Below are 16,241 nucleotides of genomic sequence, written 5' to 3' on the forward strand. Positions count from 1 at the left end.
GATAAACGCCCTGTTCAAAGGCCTCGGGACATGGTCCCGGGGCCTTTCGTCCGGTCCCGGGAACCGAACGTTCCACCCGTGCGTGTCGACCAGTGGTGTTGCCCACAAAGCTTCCGGTTCCGGAACCGGAAGCGGTGTGATGGGTATTTAGGTAAGCGTTGGCAGGGAATCGGCGACGATGGAGATGCGTGTGATGAAGGACAGCAAGCGCCGCAGGAGCCTGGCGGCCGCCGCCGCGGTGCTCGGTGGCGTATTGGTGCTCTCGGCGTGCAACGACGGAGACAAGGGCGGCAGTGCCACCGGCTCCCCGACGGCGCAGTCACAGGCCCAGGTCGACGAGGCGGCCGAGGCGGCGAAGACCTCCAAGGCCCAGATCGTCATCGCGCCGAAGGCCGGTGCCGAGAACGTCTCGATCAACAACGGCGTCAAGGTCACCGTCACCGAGGGCAAGCTCACCGACGTCACCCTGACCTCGGCCGAGGGCACCAGGGTCAAGGGCGAGATAGCGGCGGACGGCCTGAGCTGGAAGCCGACCGAGCAGCTGGAGCGGGGCACGGTCTACAAGATCGCCGCCACCGCGGCGGACGCCGAGGCGCTGGAGGCCCACGAGAACTCGTCCTTCACGACGGTCTCGAAGGCCAACAGCTTCATCGGCAACTTCACGCCGGAGGACGGCTCGACCGTCGGCGTCGGCATGCCCGTCTCGATCAACTTCAACAAGGCGATCACCGACAAGGCGGCCGTGCAGGGCGGCATCACCGTCACCTCCAGCTCCGGCCAGGAGGTCGTCGGCCACTGGTTCAACTCCCAGCGCCTGGACTTCCGCCCGGACGACTACTGGGCCGAGGGCTCGACCGTCACGCTGAAGCTGGACCTCGACGGCGTCGAGGGCGCCGACGGCGTCTTCGGCGTCCAGCAGAAGACCGTCACCTTCAAGATCGGCCGCAACCAGGTCTCGACCGTCGACGTCGCCACCAAGACGATGACCGTCAAGCAGGACGGCAAGACGATCAAGACGATCCCGATCTCCGCCGGCTCCCCGGAGAACCCGACCTACAACGGCCAGATGGTGATCTCCGAGAAGTACAAGGAGACCCGGATGAACGGCGCCACCGTCGGCTTCACCGACTCCGACGGCAAGGGCGAGTACGACATCAAGGACGTCCCGCACGCCATGCGCCTCTCGACGTCCGGCACGTTCATCCACGGCAACTACTGGGGCCCGGACTCGGTCTTCGGCTCGGCCAACACCAGCCACGGCTGCGTGGGCCTGAACGACGTCAAGGGCGCGGGCGACCCGAACCAGCAGGCCGCCTGGCTGTACGACCACTCGATCGTCGGTGACGTCGTGATCGTCAAGAACTCCAAGGACAAGACGATCGCCCCGGACAACGGCCTCAACGGCTGGAACATGAGCTGGGCGGACTGGAAGGCCGGCTCGGCGGTCTGACACCAGCGGTCCCAAGGGAGAGGCCCCCTCCGTGGGAGGGGGCCTCTCCCTTTCGCGCGATCAGTCCTGCACGTGCTCCACGGCCTCGTCCACTCCCCACTGGGCGAGCAGCCGCAGGGCGTCCGCCGAGGCCGATCCCGGCTCCGCGTGGTACGTCACGAGCACCAGGTCCGGATCGTCGCCGGCCACCTTCAGGGACTCGTACGACAGCGTCAGCTCGCCCACCAGCGGGTGCCGCAGCCGCTTGGCGCCGTGCCCCTTGTCGGTGACGGTGTGGGCGGCCCACAGGGAGCGGAACTCCTCGCTCTTCACCGACAGTTCGCCGACGAGCGCGAGCAGCAGCGGATCGTCCGGATAGCACCCGGCGTACAGCCTGAGCGCGCTCACGACCTCGATGGCCTTGCACTCCCAGTCCACGTACAGATCGCGCGTGTTCGGGTCGAGGAAGACCATCCGGGCCATGTTGCGGTCCTCGGGCTCCCAGGCGGGGAAGTCGCCGACGAGCGCCCGCGCCATGCGGTTCCAGGCGAGGATGTCGAGGCGCCTGCCCAGGACGAAGGCGGGGAACCCGTCCATCGCGTCGAGCAGGTGGGCGACACCGGGCCGGACGCGCTGGGGGCGGGCGATGGCGGCCCGCTGCCGCTTCTTCACCGTCGGCTTCGCGAGATGCGTCAGATGCGCCCGCTCGGTGTCGCTGAGCCGCAGGGCGCGCGCGATGGAGTCGAGGACCTCGGTGGACACGTTGCGGCCGTTGCCCTGTTCGAGGCGGGTGTAGTACGCGACGGAGACGCCCGCGAGCTGCGCGATCTCCTCCCGGCGCAGGCCGGGCACGCGGCGGTGGCGTCCGAAGTCGGGGAGACCCACGTCCTCGGGCTTGAGGCGGGCGCGTCGGGAGCGCAGGAATTCGCTGAGCTCTGCACTGAGGTCCATGTGCTCCGATTATCCCAGGCCGCACGGGCGCGCGGGCGGCGGTTCCTGTCCCTGCCAGTGGTAGGAACGCCGGTCGTAGGAAGAACAGGTGCCTGGGTGATGTCCGTGCCGTCCTGCACGCTGGGGGACATGACCACGAACGGCACGAGCACCCCCACGGCCGCCACCCCCACGGCCCCCACCACGACGACCCCCGGCATCGTCGCCGCCTACGCGGCCCCCGCGGCGAACGCCCCGCTGGAGCGCACCACCGTGCCGCGCCGTGCGGTCGGCGAGCACGACGTCCTCATCGACATCAAGTACGCCGGCATCTGCCACTCCGACATCCACCAGGCGCGGGACGGCTGGGGCGAGGGCATCTTCCCGATGGTCCCGGGCCACGAGATCGCCGGCGTCGTCGCCGAGGTCGGCCCCGGCGTGACGAGGTTCAAGGTCGGCGACCGGGTCGGCGTCGGCTGCTTCGTCGACTCCTGCCGCGAGTGCGAGTACTGCCTGAAGGGCCTGGAGCAGTACTGCACGCAGGGCATGACCGGCACGTACAACGGCCTCGACAAGAACGGCGAGCCGACCTACGGCGGCTACGCGACCCACATCGTCGTCGACGAGAACTACACCCTCCGCATCCCCGAGGGCATAGCCCTCGACGAGGCCGCCCCGCTGCTCTGCGCGGGCATCACCCTGTACTCGCCGCTCGCCCACTGGCAGGCGGGCCCCGGCAAGAAGGTCGCCGTCGTCGGCCTCGGCGGCCTCGGCCACATGGGCGTCAAGATCGCCCACGCGCTCGGCGCCGAGGTGACCGTGCTCAGCCAGTCGCTGAAGAAGCGGGAGGACGGCCTCAAGCTGGGCGCCGACCACTTCTACGCCACGAGCGACCCGGAGACCTTCACCAAGCTCGCCGGCACCTTCGACCTGATCGTCTCCACGGTCTCGGCGCCGCTGGACTTCAGCGCCTACCTGGGCCTGGTCAAGACGGAGGGCGCCCTGGTCAACGTGGGCGCGCCCGAGGAGCCCGTCGCGCTCAACCTCTTCTCCCTCATCGGCGGCCGCAAGACCCTGGCCGGCTCGATGATCGGCGGCATCGCCGAGACCCAGGAGATGCTCGACTTCTGCGCCGAGCACGGCCTGGGCGCCGAGATCGAGGTCATCTCCGCCGAGCAGGTCAACGAGGCGTACGAGCGGGTCCTCGCGAGCGACGTCCGCTACCGCTTCGTCATCGACACGAGCACGATCTGAGCAGCGCGCGGGCATGAGCGTGCGGGGCATGACCTCCGGAGTAATCGACCCGGCGGCCGTGCCCCGCCACGCTGTCCCCATGACCGCATACGCCATCGGAAACCTGCACCCGAAGCCCGTCCTCGACGAGGAGGTCCTCCGGTACATGGAGCGCATCCAGGCCACCCTGGACCCCTTCGGGGGCCGCTTCCTCGTCCACGGCGCCCGCGCCCGCGAGGTCCGCGAGGGCGAGTGGCCCGGCGCCCTCGTGATCATCGGCTTCCCGACGTACGAGAACGCGAGGGCCTGGTACGACTCCGCGCCGTACCAGGCCCTGATACCCCTCCGCGCCCGCCACATGGACGGGGACGTCCTGCTCGTCGACGGGACCCCGGAGGGCTACGAGGCGGCGGGGACGGCCGCCGCCCTGCGCGCCCTCCAGGCCGAGCGGGCGTGACCCACGGTCCTGCCCGGCCCTTGCCACCGCGCTCACTCGGTCCTTGTCACCGCGCTCACTCGGCCTTCGCCGCCCCGCTCACCCGGCCTTCGCCACCCCGATCGGGCACGAGACGCCCGTCCCGCCGATCCCGCAGTACCCGGCGGGGTTCTTGTCCAGGTACTGCTGGTGGTACGGCTCCGCCGGGTAGAACGGCCGGGAGTCGTCCGCCGGCAGGACGGTCGTGGTGATCTCGCCGTAGCCGGAGCCCGCCAGGACCTTCTGGTAGGCCGCGCGGGAGGCCTCGGCGGCCTCCGCCTGGGCGGGGGAGTGGGTGTACACCGCCGAGCGGTACTGGGTGCCCACGTCGTTGCCCTGGCGGAAGCCCTGGGTGGGGTCGTGGGACTCCCAGAAGAGCTTGAGCAGCGTCTCGTACGAGACCTTCGCCGGGTCGAAGACGACCCGGACGACCTCGGTGTGGCCGGTCAGGCCGGAGCACACCTCCTCGTACGCCGGGTTCGGCGTGTAGCCGCCCTGGTAGCCGACGAGGGTCGTCCAGACGCCCTCGGTCTGCCAGAACTTGCGCTCGGCGCCCCAGAAGCAGCCCAGGGCGAAGTCGGCGACCTCCAGGCCCTCCGGGTAGGGCCCGACGAGCGGGTTGCCGAGGACGGTGTGGCGGTCGGGGACGGAGAACTCCGGCGCGGGGCGGCCGCGCAGGGCCTCCTCGGGGGTGGGGAGGACGGGGGTTCGGGACAGGAACATGCGGCATCTCTCCTCGACGGTCTGCAGCGGTGACAACGCGAAGGGCCCGGAGAGGATTCCCTCCGGGCCCTTCGCCGCCCCGGCCGTCGGCGACCAACTCGCCACCCGGCCCGGCGGTGATCAACGCGGCAGCGTCGCCGGGCTCCCGCCGTTCGCCTCGTACCCCGCGACCGCCAGGTTCCGGAAGACCGTGTACTCCGCCGCCGGGTCCGCGCTCAGCGTCCACGGCACCGCGCCGACGTGCCCGTCCACCCGCACGATCTGGTGCATCGCCTCGGCCCAGCGCTCGCCGCGCACCAGGAACCACACCAGCAGGTGCCGCACGTGCGCGAGCATCGGGTCGTCGGGCCGTGCCGAGTGCACCGCGTACAGCGCGCCCTCCATCGCCTTCGACACGACCGCCGTACGGAAGAAGTCCTGCACGATCACGAGCTCCGGGACGTGCTCGTACACCGCGAAGAGCGGCAGCGCCGCGAGGAGCGAGCCCTGCGGGGCGCGCGCGGCGGCCGTCGTCGCGAAGTGGTCGGCCTCCTCGCGCGAACCGTGCCAGGCCTCGCACCAGTAGCGCAGGGCCGCCAGGTGCGCCCCCATGTGCTGCGGCGCCCGGTCGATGACCTGCGCCCACACCTGGTCGAACTGCTCGTGCCCGTAGCCGAGCCCACGCGCCACGGCCAGCTGCGTGATGTACGGGACGGGGTCGCCGGGGGCGAGCAGCGCCGCCTCCTCGGTGACCTTCCGCGCCTCCTCCAGGATGATCCGGAACTCGTCCGTCCCCACCTGCGCGGTCCGGAAGGCCTGCTGCGCCAGGAACTCGGCGTGCACCGCCGCGCCCCCCGCGTCCTTCGGCGAGTCCGCCCGCCAGGCCCGCAGCCACGCGCCGCCGACGCCCGGCCGCTGCTGGAGCTCCAGGGAGGCCGCGCCCGCGAAGGCCTGGACGCGCTGCCAGCGCACCTCGCCGTCCTTGCCCGTCTCCGCGAGCAGCCGCGAGGCCGCCCGCCAGTCCTGCGTCGCCTGCACGACGTCGAGGACGTGCAGCAGCTCGTCGTCAGCGCCCGGCAGCCGTACGTCCTGGTCCTCCTGGCGCACGAAGCCGTACGCCTCCGGGTCGGCCGCGTCCGGAGCCCCGGGCGCGACCTGCCGGATCCCGCCGCCGCCCGCGCGGCGCCGCAGGTAGGGGCCGAGGATGCTGATGAGCAGCACCAGCGACATGAGGATGAACACAATCTCCATGTGTCCATTGTCCAGGACTGTTCAGGACACTGTGTGAGACGTTCGCGGCGGCGGGTCACGCGCGGCACTACGCTCCTGACCCATGAGCGACCAGCACTCCCACCAGAGTTTCGAGACCCGCGCGATCCACGCGGGCAACACCGCCGACCCGCTGACCGGCGCGGTCGTCCCGCCCATCTACCAGGTGTCCACCTACAAGCAGGACGGTGTGGGCGGGCTGCGCGGCGGTTACGAGTACAGCCGCAGCGCGAACCCCACCCGTACGGCGCTGGAGGAGAACCTCGCGGCGCTGGAGGGGGGCCGGCGCGGCCTGGCCTTCGCCTCCGGCCTGGCCGCCGAGGACTGCCTGCTGCGCACGCTCCTCAAGCCCGGCGACCACGTCGTCATCCCGAACGACGCCTACGGCGGCACCTTCCGGCTCTTCGCCAAGGTCGTCGAGCGCTGGGGCGTCGACTTCTCCGTCGCGAACACCTCGGACGTCGAGTCGGTGCGCGCCGCCGTCAACGACCGCACCAAGCTGATCTGGGTCGAGACCCCCTCGAACCCGCTCCTCGGCATCACCGACATCGAGGCCGTCGCGGGCGTCGCCCGCCAGGCCGGAGTGAAGCTCGTCGTCGACAACACCTTCGCCTCGCCCTACCTCCAGCAGCCGCTGGCGCTCGGCGCGGACGTCGTCGTGCACTCGCTCACCAAGTACATGGGCGGTCACTCGGACGTCGTCGGCGGCGCCCTCGTGACGGCCGACGAGGCGCTCGGCGAGGAACTCGCCTACCACCAGAACGCGATGGGCGCGGTCGCCGGTCCCTTCGACTCGTGGATCGTGCTGCGCGGCATCAAGACCCTCGCGGTGCGCATGGACCGCCACAGCGAGAACGCGGCGAAGATCGTCGAGATGCTGGTCCAGCACCCGAAGGTCACCCAGGTCCTCTACCCGGGCCTGCCCGAGCACCCGGGCCACGAGGTGGCGGCCAAGCAGATGCGGTCCTTCGGCGGCATGATCTCCTTCCGCGTCGAGGGCGGCGAGGAGGCGGCGGTCGAGGTCTGCAACCGCGCGAAGCTCTTCACGCTCGGCGAGTCCCTCGGCGGCGTCGAGTCCCTCATCGAGCACCCGGGCCGCATGACGCACGCGAGCGTCGCCGGCTCCGCCCTGGAGGTCCCGGCCGACCTGGTCCGCCTCTCCGTCGGCATCGAGAACGTCGACGACCTCCTCGCGGACCTGCGCCAGGCGCTGGGCTAGTCGCGGGTACGGGGTGCGGGGCGGCCGCGCCGTCCGGTGGCGCGCCGCCCGGCGGCGTACGTCCGGCCGCGCCGCCCCGCACCCCGTCGCGTGTCCCTCACACCCCTTCGAACAGCGGCGTCGTCTCCACCGGCAGGGCCTCCCACGGCCGCGCCACCGACGCCCACACCACGAACGCCACCGCCGCCAGGACGAACAGCGCCCACAGCACCCGCCGCACCGCCCGGTCCCGCCGCGCGAGCCGCGCCCCGCGCGCCAGAGCCCGTACGGAGAGGTCGGCGGGGACCGGCGGGTGCGGGGTGTCGAGCAGCCGCCGGACCGCCGCCTCCTTGTCCTCCTGCCGGGTCACGCGGCGACCCCCCGCCGTGCGGCCCCGGAAGCCCGCAGCGCCGCGACCGACCGCGCGCACACCGCCCGGACCCGCGTCTCGGGGAGCCCGAGCAGCGCCGCGACCTGCTCCTCGGCCACGCCCTCGTACAGCCGCAGCACGACGACGAGCCGCTCCTGCGGACTCAGCGCGGCCAGCGGGCCCGAGCCGTCGCCGCGCCGGTACCGCCAGCCGGAGCGGGCGAAGCGGACCGCGAGGTCGCTCCGCGTGAGCTCGTACGGGTCCTCGTCCCGCTGCCGCGACCACACCGCGTACGTCTGCGCGAGCGCGGCGGTCAGCAGCGCCCTGGCCCGCGGGTTGCGGGTGCGGGGTTCGGCGGTCAGCAGGGTCGCCGCGTGCAGCAGCCGCCCCGAGGCCCCGGCGACGAACGCCTCGAACTCCCTGACCGCGTGCGTCCGTTCACCGGCGCCGGCCGCAACGCCCGTGCGGTCGACGCCGGTTCCTCTCCGAGGATCTCCCATGTCCTCATGGGAGGGCAGCGGGCGGCCGGGGTCAAGACATCGGTCAGGAAGCGGTGGCGGTTCCCGCGGAGGCCTGCACCGCGCTCCCCGCGCCCCCCGCGCTCCCCGACTGCCGCTCGGACAGCGCGGTGTTGAAGCGGGTGAGCAGCGTGCAGAAGGACTCGCGCTCGTCCGGCGTCCAGCCCTCGGTGACCTCGACCATCAGCGCCCGCCGCGAGGAGCGGACCTCTTCGAGGCGCGCGAGGCCGCGCGGCGACAGCTGGAGCACGACCGCGCGGCCGTCCTCCGGGTGCGAGGTCCGCTTGACCAGGCCGGTGTCGACGAGCGGGGCGACCTGACGGGTCACGGTCGACGAGTCGATCCCCATGCCCGCGGCGAGCGCCTTCACGCCCATCGGGCCCTCCTGGTCGAGCCGGTTGAGCAGGAGGTAGGCGGCCCGGTCCATGGAGTTGCGGAGCTGGCCCGTGCCGGCGAGCCGGGTCTGTTCGGCCCGGCGGGCGAAGACGGCCACCTGGTGCTGGAGGGCGTCGAGGAGACCGGGGTCGAGATCTGTCGTCATGTCCTGAGTCGTGGGCATGGCAATGGTCACTCTCGTGTGGGGGTGGTCGTTCGGTGGGGGACAGAGTACGCGGCCGAATGGGGGTCCGTACCGGGGCTGCGCAAACCAGTTCCGAGACGTCGGGAACACCTGCCCGCCGGACGGCCACGAGGGCGGTGAGCTGCGAGACTTGCTGTCATGAGCTTCCGTACGCCAGACCCCTTGCACCGGCTGATGCTGGACGACGTGCGCGGGGCGCAGAAGATGCTGTCCGGGGTCGCCCGGGTGACCGCGATGGAGGGCAGCCGGCACCTCTCCGCGCTGCTCGACTCGCCCGTCCACCTCAAGTGCGAGAACCTCCAGCGGACCGGCTCCTTCAAGCTGCGCGGCGCGTACGTCCGCATCGCCGGCCTGCGGCCCGAGGAGCGGGCCGCAGGGGTCGTCGCCGCCTCCGCGGGCAACCACGCGCAGGGCGTCGCCCTCGCCTCTCGCCTCCTCGGCGTGCACGCGACGGTCTTCATGCCGGTCGGCGCCCCGCTGCCGAAGGTCGCCGCGACCAGGGAGTACGGCGCCGACGTCCGGCTGCACGGGCACGTCGTCGACGAGACGCTCGCGGCGGCGGAGGAGTACGCGCGGGAGACCGGCGCCGTCTTCATCCACCCCTTCGACCACCCCGACATCATCGCCGGACAGGGCACGGTCGGCCTGGAGGTCCTGGAGCAGTGCCCCGAGGTCCGGACGATCGTCGTGGGCATCGGCGGCGGCGGCCTCGCGGCCGGCGTCGGGCTCGCCGTGAAGTCGCTGCGCCCCGACGTGAAGGTGATCGGCGTCCAGGCCGAGGGCGCGGCCGCCTACCCGCCCTCCCTCGCCGCCGGACACCCCGTCGTCGTCGACTCGCCGGTGACGATGGCGGACGGGATCAAGGTCGGGCGCCCCGGGGACGTACCGTTCCGGCTCGTCCAGGAGTACGTGGACGAGGTCCGCACCGTCACCGAGGACGACCTGTCCTCCGCGCTGCTGCTCTGCCTGGAGCGGGCGAAGCTCGTCGTCGAACCGGCCGGCGCGAGCCCGGTGGCCGCCCTCCTCGCCGACCCGGACGCCTTCCGCGGGCCCGTCGTCGCGATCCTGTCGGGCGGCAACGTCGACCCGCTCCTGCTCCAGCGGATCCTGCGGCACGGCATGTCCGCGGGCGGCCGCTACCTGAGCCTGCGGCTGCGCGTCACCGACCGCCCCGGCGCCCTCGCGACCCTGCTCGCGGTGCTCACCGTGGTCGACGCGAACGTCCTGGACGTCAGCCACGTGCGGACCGACCCGCGGCTCGGCCTGACCGAGGTGGAGGTCGAACTCCACCTGGAGACGAAGGGCCCGCAGCACTGCCGCGAGGTGGAGGAGGCGCTGAAGGACGCCGGCTACACGGTCCTCGGCTGAGCCGGTCCTCCGAAGGGCGAGGACGTACCGACAAGCCTAGGATCGTCAGGAAATACCCCCTACTGCGGGAGTATGACCATGCCAGGCGCGATCCACGCCGAAGGTCTGGTGAAGACCTTCGGCGACGTACGAGCTCTGGACGGCGTCGACCTCGACGTGCCGGAGGGGACGGTCCTGGGCCTGCTCGGCCCGAACGGCGCGGGCAAGACGACCACCGTGCGGGTCCTCACCACGCTCCTCAGACCCGACAGCGGCACCGCCGCCGTCGCCGGGATCGACGTGCTCAGGCACCCCAACGAGGTGCGCCGCTCGATCGGTCTCTCCGGCCAGTTCGCCGCCGTCGACGAGTACCTCACCGGCCGCGAGAACCTCCAGATGGTCGGCAGGCTCTACCAGATGCGGTCCAAGGCGGCGAAGGAGCGGGCGGGCGAGCTCCTCGACCGGTTCAGCCTCACCGACGCCGCCGACCGCCCGGCGAAGACGTACTCCGGCGGCATGCGCCGCCGCCTCGACCTCGCGGCGGCCCTGGTCGTCGCCCCGCCGGTCATGTTCATGGACGAACCGACGACGGGCCTCGACCCCCGCAACCGCCAGGCCCTGTGGGACGTCATCAAGGAACTCGTCGCGGGCGGCACCACCCTGCTCCTCACCACCCAGTACCTGGAGGAGGCCGACCACCTCGCCCACGACATCTGCGTGGTGGACCGGGGCAGGGTCATCGCGCGCGGCACCTCCGACCAGCTCAAGGCCCAGACCGGCGGCGAGCGCGTCGAGGTCGTCGTCCACGAACCGGAGATGATCGCCGACGCCCGCGTCGTACTGGCCCGCTACGGCGTCGAGGGCCTCGGCCACGGCGAGGTGTCCGTCGAGAACCACACCCGCAAGCTCACCGTCCCCGTCGCCGGCGGCGCGAAGCTGCTCGCCGAGGTCATCCGCGACCTGGACGCCGTCGGCGTCGAGATCGACGACATCGGCCTGCGCCGCCCCACCCTCGACGACGTCTTCATCTCCCTCACCGGCCACGCGGCCGACCGCGAGGAGGACGAGGGAACGGAGAACGGGAAGGGCTCGGGGAACGGCAAGCGCTCGGGGAACGGGAAGGAGAGGGCCTCATGACCACCCTGACCGACACCGTCAAGGCCCCGCCGAAACCACGCGGCGGCATCGCCCAGTCGATCAGCGACTCCCTGGTCCTGACCCAGCGCAACCTCATCCGGATGAGCCGCATCCCGGAGATGGTCATCTTCGGGCTCATCCAGCCCGTGATGTTCGTGCTCCTCTTCAGCTTCGTCTTCGGCGGCTCGATGAGCGTCGGCGGGAACACGGACCCCGTCGTCTACCGGAACTTCCTGATGGCGGGCATCTTCGCCCAGACGGTCACCTTCGCCACGGCCGGCGCGGGCGCGGGCATCGCCGACGACATGCACAAGGGCCTCGTCGACCGGTTCCGCTCGCTGCCGATGGCCCGCGGCGCGGTCCTCACCGGCCGCACCCTCGCCGACCTCGTCCAGACGGCCCTGACGCTCGTGGTCCTCGCGGCCGTCGGCCTCATGGTCGGCTGGCGCATCCACAACGGCTTCCCCAAGGCCCTCGCCGCCTTCGGCCTGCTGCTGCTCCTCGGCTACGCCTTCTCCTGGATCGGCGCGCTCATCGGCCTCTCGGTCCGCACGCCGGAGGCGGCGACCTCGGGCGGCCTGATCTGGCTCTTCCCGGTGACGTTCGTGTCGAACGCCTTCGTCGACCCGAGTCAGATGGCCGACTGGATCCGGCCGATCGCCGAGTGGAACCCCTTCAGCGCGACCGTCCAGGCCTGCCGCGAGCTCTTCGGCAACCCGGGCGTGGTGCAGTCGGACGCGTGGCCGATGCAGCACCCGGTATGGGCGTCGATCCTCTGGTCGGTCCTGATCGTCGCGGTCTTCAGGACGCTGTCGGTCCGCAAGTACCGCTCGGCGTCGGTCTGAGGGCAGAGAAGACAGAGAAGACAGGGAAAGCGGAAGGGCCGGACCCCCGAAACAGGGGGTCCGGCCCTTCCGAATTCCTGCCGGCTCTCAGCCGGTGTACGGCTTGGCGCTGAGGATCTTCACGGAGGCCTTCTTGCCGTTCGGCAGCTCGTACTCCGCGTCGTCACCGGCCCGCTTGCCGTTGACGCCGACGCCGAGCGGCGACTGCGGCGAGTACGTCTCGATGTCGCCGCTCGCGTACTCGCGGGAGGCGAGCAGGAAGGTCATCGTGTCGTTCTCGTCGCCGTCGAAGGCGATGGTGACGACCATGCCGGGCTCCACGACGCCGTCGTCCGCCGGCGCCTCGCCGACCTTGGCGTGCTCCAGGAGCTGGGTGAGCTGGCGGACGCGGAGCTCCTGCTTGCCCTGCTCCTCCTTGGCCGCGTGGTACCCGCCGTTCTCGCGCAGGTCTCCCTCTTCGCGCGCGGCGGCGATCTTCGTCGCGATCTCGGTACGCGCGGGACCAGACAGGTACTCAAGCTCGCTCTTGAGCTTGTTGTACGCCTCCTGGGTGAGCCAGGTGACGTTGTCGCTGGTCTGGGTCACAGGTGCTCCTCGTAGGTACTGGGAATACAAAGCATCGCCCTACACGGACGGCGTGCGCTGTCCGGGCGGGCGAAACCACGAGCCTAACAATGAGTGGCGGAAAGCGGGAGGACATAAACCATCGGGATGGCGTCGCCCCAGGTCACACCGGTGACCCGCCAGGACTCGTCACCGGCTCCCTACCCACCGCTACGAGGTCGTACACCCCACGAGCTCGGCGCTCGTCGCACGGGCGGTGGTCCGCAGCGAGAAGACGCTGTCGACGCGGGCGGCGGGGTCGTCGATCCGCACATCCTTGCGAGCGACCTCGGTGCCGTCCTCGGCGCGCGAGCGGAGCGTGCAGACGCCCTTGAGGCCCTCGTCCTTGCGGATCTCCAGGTGCACCTGCACCTCGTTCGCGCTCACCACGTCGAACTTGATCATCTCGGCGCTGATCTTGTTGTCGACCACGTAGTACCAGCCGAACCAGCCCATCAGGCAGAGGCCCACGACCCCCAGAACCGCTCCGGCGACCCGGAGCCTGCGGTCGGCCCGCTCGTCCGCGGAGCGTCCGTAACGCCCCTCGGGCAGCTGCTCGCGCACCGCGCTCATGGTGGTTCCTCTCGAAGCCGGGGGTGGCGGAATTTTCCCTCCCCCGATTCCGTCACTATAGAGACCACCCTCCGCGTCGAAACACTGAGGATCGAGTCTTGACTGAGCAGCTGCGCCTGATGGCCGTTCACGCCCACCCCGACGACGAGTCGAGCAAGGGTGCGGCCACGATGGCCAAGTACGTGTCCGAGGGGGTGGACGTCATGGTGGTGACGTGCACGGGCGGCGAGCGCGGCTCGGTCCTCAACCCCCGGCTTCAGGGTGACCCCTACATCGAGGCGAACATCCACGAGGTCCGCCGCAAGGAGATGGACGAGGCCCGCGAGATCCTCGGCGTCTCCCAGCACTGGCTGGGATTCGTCGACTCGGGCCTGCCCGAGGGCGATCCGCTGCCTCCGCTCCCCGAGGGCTGCTTCGGTCTTGAGGACGTGGACACGGCGGCGGGCGCGCTGGTCCGCGAGATCCGCTCCTTCCGTCCGCAGGTCATCACGACCTACGACGAGAACGGCGGCTACCCGCACCCCGACCACATCATGACCCACAAGATCACGATGGTGGCCTTCGACGGCGCGGCCGACGCCGAGAAGTACCCCGAGGCCGAGTTCGGCCCGGTCTGGCAGCCCCTGAAGCTCTACTACAACCAGGGCTTCAACCGTCCCCGTACGGTCGCCCTGCACGAGGCGCTCCTCGCCCGCGGCATGGAGTCCCCCTACGGGGAGTGGCTGGAGCGCTGGGCCGAGTTCCAGCGCAAGGAGCGGACGCTGACCACGTTCGTCCCCTGCGGCGAGTTCTTCGAGACCCGCGACAAGGCCCTGATCGCGCACGCCACCCAGATCGACCCCGACGGCGGCTGGTTCCGGGTCCCGCTGGACATCCAGAGGGAGGTCTGGCCGACGGAGGAGTACGAGCTCAGCAAGTCCCTCGTCCCCACCTCCCTCCCCGAGGAAGATCTCTTCGCGGGCATCCGCGAGAATGCATGACATGAGCGCACACCTGGCACTGACCCAGCTTGTCCCCTTCGCCGCCGAAGAGCTGGACAAGAACAAGGTGACCCCCGGCGTCCTCGGCTTCGTCGTCTTCGCGGCCCTGGCCCTCGCGGTCTGGTTCCTGATGAAGTCGATGAACCGCCACATGGGCAAGGTCTCCTTCGAAGAGGCCCCCGACCCGGCGGCCGCCCCGACGGACGCGAAGGCGCCGTCACCCGGCAAGTAGCCAGGCAGCAACCGCCTGCCCGAAGGCCCGTGACCGACCCGGTCACGGGCCTTCGGCGCCTCTCCACCCTTCTACGGCCCCGTCGGCAGCGGCTTCGGCGGGTAGCTCCGCAGGACGAGCGCGGTGGTGACCGCCCCGAAGCGGGCGAAGGAGTCCACGATCTGCTCCAGGCGCTCGGCGTGCGAGCAGTGCACGTCGAGCACCAGGCAGTCCTCGCCGGTCACGCGCAGGGTCGACACGACCTCGGTGGTCCGGGCGGCGAGGGTGAGGGCCTGGGTCAGCTGCGCGTGGGTGGTGCGCAGCCGGACGACGGCGTGGATGTTCAGACCGACCGCCGCCGGGGCGACGACGGCGCGGTAGCCGGTGATCGTCCCGTTCTTCTCCAGGCGCTGGATGCGGGCGGCCGCCGCCGGCTGGGACAGCCCGACCCTGCGTCCGACCTCGGCCCCGGTGAGCCGGCCGTCGGCCTGGAGCAGCTCCAGGATGGCCCGGTCGATCTGGTCGAGTGATTCCATCGTTGTCGCCCCCGTTTGCCTAGAGATCACTTGCGGGGCCCGATCGAGGCCACCCGCCCATCGAGAATCGCCGCGAGGTGCCCCGGCGCACAGCGGGGGCCACGACATGGGAACGGCGGTGGACGATGGTCGCGTACGTCATCATCCCGGGGATCGACGGGTCGGACGAGCGGCACTGGCAGAGCCTGTGGGAGCGGAACTGGGGCCCGTCGGCGGTCCGGATCGCCCCGGCCTCGTGGAGCGCGCCGGACCTCTCCGACTGGGTCGCCTCGATCCAGACCGCGTACGAGACCGCGCGCAGGACGGCGTACGGGACCGCGTACGGGACGGCCGCCCGTCACGACGGCCGGGTGGTCCTGGTCGCGCACAGCCTCGGCTGCTGGGCGGCCGCGCACTGGCTGGAGCGGGCGCGACCGGACGGGGTGGCGGCGCTCCTCGTCGCGCCGCCGGACCCGGCCGGTCCGGCCTTCCCTCGCGAGGCCGCCCCGACGTTCCTCGGCCTGACGGCCCGCCCCCTGCCGTGCCCGAGCCTGGTGGTGGCGAGCGACGACGACCCGTACGGCACCCCGGAGGCGTCCTCCGCCTTCGCCCGCGCCTGGCGGTCCCGAACCCGCCTCGTCCAGGGCCACGGCCACATCAACTCCGCCGCCGGCCTCGGCGACTGGCCGAAGGGCCGCGACCTCCTGGACGACCTCGTCGGCCGTGTCACGCCCTAACGATCGCTCCCGGGCTGACGGTCGCTCCCGGGCTGACGGTCGTTCCCGAGGGAGTCGATCCAGCCGATCAGCCGCGCGCACTCCCGCTCCATCACGCTCGGGTCCCGCAGCGCGTTGGCCAGCAGCGACATGCCCTGGTAGGCGCCCACCAGGGTGAGGGCCAGGCCCTCGGGATCCTCCTGGTCCATCTCGCGGAACTGCTCCTCGACCCAGGTCAGCAGCCGCCGGACCACCCGCCCCGCCTCGGCGTCCAGGCCGCCCTCGCCCTCGTCCCGCTTGCCGAGCTCCGAGGCGAGGGTGCCGGTCGGGCAGCCGTACCGGACGGCGAGGTCGCGCTGCCCCGCCCAGCCGTCGACGAGGGCCTTGAGGCGCTCGCGGGGGCCGGGGAGCTCGCCCAGCAGACCGACGAGCCGGTCCAGGTGCCGCTCGTGCTCGGAGAGCGCGGCGGCGACGAGCTCGTCCTTGGTCTTGAAGTAGTAGTACACGTTGCCCACCGGCACCTCGGCCGCGCGCGCGATGTCGGCGATGGTGGTGCGCTCGGCCCCCTGCCGGTGGACGACCTCGGCCGCGGCCTCCATGAGCCGCCGCC

General features: G+C 71.5%; 20 protein-coding genes. 10 read left to right on the forward strand and 10 right to left on the reverse strand.

What is annotated here, in order from left to right:
* The first annotated feature begins 178 nt into the window (after positions 1–178).
* Positions 179–1,450: an Ig-like domain-containing protein gene (locus AB0G79_RS21535; protein ID WP_360808740.1), complete on the forward strand. Its 1,272-nt coding sequence runs from the start codon at positions 179–181 to the stop codon at positions 1,448–1,450.
* Between the two features lie 60 nt (positions 1,451–1,510).
* Here AB0G79_RS21535 and AB0G79_RS21540 read toward each other — a convergent pair whose 3' ends face one another.
* Entirely contained in the window at positions 1,511–2,380 is an 870-nt protein-coding gene (locus tag AB0G79_RS21540) for a helix-turn-helix transcriptional regulator (protein WP_360808742.1), read from the reverse strand.
* A 129-nt stretch (positions 2,381–2,509) separates the two neighbouring features.
* Here AB0G79_RS21540 and AB0G79_RS21545 point away from each other — a divergent pair, with 129 nt between their 5' ends.
* Together AB0G79_RS21545 and AB0G79_RS21550 are read left to right on the forward strand one after the other, a co-directional pair.
* Positions 2,510–3,613 carry an NAD(P)-dependent alcohol dehydrogenase gene (locus AB0G79_RS21545; protein ID WP_360808744.1) on the forward strand — a complete coding sequence of 368 codons (1,104 nt, stop codon included), beginning with the start codon at positions 2,510–2,512 and terminating at the stop codon, positions 3,611–3,613.
* Positions 3,614–3,692: 79 nt separating this feature from the next.
* Positions 3,693–4,049, forward strand: coding sequence for a DUF1330 domain-containing protein (locus tag AB0G79_RS21550; protein WP_360808746.1), 357 nt, complete (start codon positions 3,693–3,695; stop codon positions 4,047–4,049).
* A 78-nt stretch (positions 4,050–4,127) separates the two neighbouring features.
* Here the strand turns inward: AB0G79_RS21550 and msrA are convergent, their stop codons facing one another.
* The gene (gene msrA / locus AB0G79_RS21555) at positions 4,128–4,790 is read right to left on the reverse strand and encodes a peptide-methionine (S)-S-oxide reductase MsrA (protein ID WP_360808748.1); all 663 of its coding nucleotides are present in this window, start codon (positions 4,788–4,790) and stop codon (positions 4,128–4,130) included.
* A 120-nt stretch (positions 4,791–4,910) separates the two neighbouring features.
* A complete protein-coding gene (locus AB0G79_RS21560) occupies positions 4,911–6,020 on the reverse strand; it encodes a hypothetical protein (protein WP_360808750.1) in 1,110 nt (369 codons plus the stop codon).
* Between the two features lie 82 nt (positions 6,021–6,102).
* Between AB0G79_RS21560 and AB0G79_RS21565 the strand changes: the two genes are divergently transcribed.
* Entirely contained in the window at positions 6,103–7,257 is a 1,155-nt protein-coding gene (locus tag AB0G79_RS21565; protein ID WP_360808752.1) for a cystathionine gamma-synthase, read from the forward strand.
* 97 nt (positions 7,258–7,354) lie between these two features.
* Here the strand turns inward: AB0G79_RS21565 and AB0G79_RS21570 are convergent, their stop codons facing one another.
* From AB0G79_RS21570 to AB0G79_RS21580, 3 genes are read right to left on the reverse strand one after another with little or no spacing between them, the layout of a single operon-like run.
* Positions 7,355–7,606 carry a hypothetical protein gene (locus tag AB0G79_RS21570; RefSeq protein ID WP_360808755.1) on the reverse strand — a complete coding sequence of 84 codons (252 nt, stop codon included), beginning with the start codon at positions 7,604–7,606 and terminating at the stop codon, positions 7,355–7,357.
* Positions 7,603–8,106 (reverse strand): sigma factor-like helix-turn-helix DNA-binding protein, encoded by a 504-nt coding sequence (locus tag AB0G79_RS21575; protein WP_360808757.1) that lies wholly within the window; start codon positions 8,104–8,106, stop codon positions 7,603–7,605. The genes AB0G79_RS21570 and AB0G79_RS21575 overlap by 4 nt, the downstream gene beginning before the upstream one ends.
* Positions 8,107–8,149: 43 nt before the next feature.
* On the reverse strand, positions 8,150–8,683 hold the full coding sequence (locus tag AB0G79_RS21580) for a MarR family transcriptional regulator (protein ID WP_360808759.1): 534 nt from the start codon (positions 8,681–8,683) through the stop codon (positions 8,150–8,152).
* 159 nt (positions 8,684–8,842) lie between these two features.
* Here AB0G79_RS21580 and ilvA point away from each other — a divergent pair, with 159 nt between their 5' ends.
* The 3 genes from ilvA to AB0G79_RS21595 all read left to right on the forward strand — a co-directional run bounded on the left by ilvA (position 8,843) and on the right by AB0G79_RS21595 (position 12,033).
* The gene (gene ilvA, locus AB0G79_RS21585; RefSeq protein WP_360808761.1) at positions 8,843–10,072 is read left to right on the forward strand and encodes a threonine ammonia-lyase; all 1,230 of its coding nucleotides are present in this window, start codon (positions 8,843–8,845) and stop codon (positions 10,070–10,072) included.
* 78 nt (positions 10,073–10,150) lie between these two features.
* Complete coding sequence (locus AB0G79_RS21590; RefSeq protein ID WP_360808763.1) at positions 10,151–11,188, forward strand: ATP-binding cassette domain-containing protein; 1,038 nt, start codon at positions 10,151–10,153, stop codon at positions 11,186–11,188.
* Positions 11,185–12,033 (forward strand): ABC transporter permease, encoded by an 849-nt coding sequence (locus tag AB0G79_RS21595; RefSeq protein WP_360808765.1) that lies wholly within the window; start codon positions 11,185–11,187, stop codon positions 12,031–12,033. The genes AB0G79_RS21590 and AB0G79_RS21595 overlap by 4 nt, the downstream gene beginning before the upstream one ends.
* A gap of 87 nt (positions 12,034–12,120) precedes the next feature.
* On the opposite strand, the gene greA is transcribed toward AB0G79_RS21595, so the two are convergent.
* Positions 12,121–12,618: a transcription elongation factor GreA gene (gene greA / locus AB0G79_RS21600; protein WP_360808767.1), complete on the reverse strand. Its 498-nt coding sequence runs from the start codon at positions 12,616–12,618 to the stop codon at positions 12,121–12,123.
* A gap of 189 nt (positions 12,619–12,807) precedes the next feature.
* The gene (locus tag AB0G79_RS21605; RefSeq protein ID WP_360808769.1) at positions 12,808–13,209 is read right to left on the reverse strand and encodes a DUF4307 domain-containing protein; all 402 of its coding nucleotides are present in this window, start codon (positions 13,207–13,209) and stop codon (positions 12,808–12,810) included.
* A gap of 98 nt (positions 13,210–13,307) precedes the next feature.
* Between AB0G79_RS21605 and mca the strand changes: the two genes are divergently transcribed.
* Both mca and AB0G79_RS21615 read left to right on the forward strand, forming a co-directional pair.
* Positions 13,308–14,189 carry a mycothiol conjugate amidase Mca gene (mca, locus tag AB0G79_RS21610; protein ID WP_360808771.1) on the forward strand — a complete coding sequence of 294 codons (882 nt, stop codon included), beginning with the start codon at positions 13,308–13,310 and terminating at the stop codon, positions 14,187–14,189.
* Between the two features lies 1 nt (position 14,190).
* Complete coding sequence (locus AB0G79_RS21615; protein ID WP_360808773.1) at positions 14,191–14,421, forward strand: hypothetical protein; 231 nt, start codon at positions 14,191–14,193, stop codon at positions 14,419–14,421.
* Between the two features lie 71 nt (positions 14,422–14,492).
* Here the strand turns inward: AB0G79_RS21615 and AB0G79_RS21620 are convergent, their stop codons facing one another.
* Positions 14,493–14,936 (reverse strand): Lrp/AsnC family transcriptional regulator, encoded by a 444-nt coding sequence (locus AB0G79_RS21620; RefSeq protein ID WP_360808775.1) that lies wholly within the window; start codon positions 14,934–14,936, stop codon positions 14,493–14,495.
* Between the two features lie 125 nt (positions 14,937–15,061).
* On the opposite strand from AB0G79_RS21620, the gene AB0G79_RS21625 reads away from it, so the two are divergent.
* Positions 15,062–15,652 (forward strand): alpha/beta hydrolase, encoded by a 591-nt coding sequence (locus AB0G79_RS21625; protein ID WP_360808776.1) that lies wholly within the window; start codon positions 15,062–15,064, stop codon positions 15,650–15,652.
* Here the strand turns inward: AB0G79_RS21625 and AB0G79_RS21630 are convergent.
* The gene (locus AB0G79_RS21630) at positions 15,649–16,230 is read right to left on the reverse strand and encodes a TetR/AcrR family transcriptional regulator (RefSeq protein ID WP_360808988.1); all 582 of its coding nucleotides are present in this window, start codon (positions 16,228–16,230) and stop codon (positions 15,649–15,651) included. The two genes, AB0G79_RS21625 and AB0G79_RS21630, sit on opposite strands and share 4 nt — an antisense overlap.
* Between the last annotated feature and the right edge of the window lie 11 nt (positions 16,231–16,241).

The organism is Streptomyces sp. NPDC020807 (assembly GCF_040641575.1).
Taxonomy (GTDB): domain Bacteria; phylum Actinomycetota; class Actinomycetes; order Streptomycetales; family Streptomycetaceae; genus Streptomyces.

What these genes read in the sequence shown, in the direction of transcription:
- AB0G79_RS21535 (WP_360808740.1), top strand. Translation starts at nt 179, where the DNA reads ATGGAGATGCGTGTGATGAAGGACAGCAAGCGCCGCAGGAGCCTGGCG.
- AB0G79_RS21540 (WP_360808742.1), bottom strand. Translation starts at nt 2,380, where the DNA reads ATGGACCTCAGTGCAGAGCTCAGCGAATTCCTGCGCTCCCGACGCGCC.
- AB0G79_RS21545 (WP_360808744.1), top strand. Translation starts at nt 2,510, where the DNA reads ATGACCACGAACGGCACGAGCACCCCCACGGCCGCCACCCCCACGGCC.
- AB0G79_RS21550 (WP_360808746.1), top strand. Translation starts at nt 3,693, where the DNA reads ATGACCGCATACGCCATCGGAAACCTGCACCCGAAGCCCGTCCTCGAC.
- msrA (WP_360808748.1), bottom strand. Translation starts at nt 4,790, where the DNA reads ATGTTCCTGTCCCGAACCCCCGTCCTCCCCACCCCCGAGGAGGCCCTG.
- AB0G79_RS21560 (WP_360808750.1), bottom strand. Translation starts at nt 6,020, where the DNA reads ATGGAGATTGTGTTCATCCTCATGTCGCTGGTGCTGCTCATCAGCATC.
- AB0G79_RS21565 (WP_360808752.1), top strand. Translation starts at nt 6,103, where the DNA reads ATGAGCGACCAGCACTCCCACCAGAGTTTCGAGACCCGCGCGATCCAC.
- AB0G79_RS21575 (WP_360808757.1), bottom strand. Translation starts at nt 8,106, where the DNA reads ATGGGAGATCCTCGGAGAGGAACCGGCGTCGACCGCACGGGCGTTGCG.
- AB0G79_RS21580 (WP_360808759.1), bottom strand. Translation starts at nt 8,683, where the DNA reads ATGCCCACGACTCAGGACATGACGACAGATCTCGACCCCGGTCTCCTC.
- ilvA (WP_360808761.1), top strand. Translation starts at nt 8,843, where the DNA reads ATGAGCTTCCGTACGCCAGACCCCTTGCACCGGCTGATGCTGGACGAC.
- AB0G79_RS21590 (WP_360808763.1), top strand. Translation starts at nt 10,151, where the DNA reads ATGCCAGGCGCGATCCACGCCGAAGGTCTGGTGAAGACCTTCGGCGAC.
- AB0G79_RS21595 (WP_360808765.1), top strand. Translation starts at nt 11,185, where the DNA reads ATGACCACCCTGACCGACACCGTCAAGGCCCCGCCGAAACCACGCGGC.
- AB0G79_RS21605 (WP_360808769.1), bottom strand. Translation starts at nt 13,209, where the DNA reads ATGAGCGCGGTGCGCGAGCAGCTGCCCGAGGGGCGTTACGGACGCTCC.
- AB0G79_RS21615 (WP_360808773.1), top strand. Translation starts at nt 14,191, where the DNA reads ATGAGCGCACACCTGGCACTGACCCAGCTTGTCCCCTTCGCCGCCGAA.
- AB0G79_RS21620 (WP_360808775.1), bottom strand. Translation starts at nt 14,936, where the DNA reads ATGGAATCACTCGACCAGATCGACCGGGCCATCCTGGAGCTGCTCCAG.
- AB0G79_RS21625 (WP_360808776.1), top strand. Translation starts at nt 15,062, where the DNA reads ATGGTCGCGTACGTCATCATCCCGGGGATCGACGGGTCGGACGAGCGG.
- AB0G79_RS21630 (WP_360808988.1), bottom strand. Translation starts at nt 16,230, where the DNA reads ATGGAGGCCGCGGCCGAGGTCGTCCACCGGCAGGGGGCCGAGCGCACC.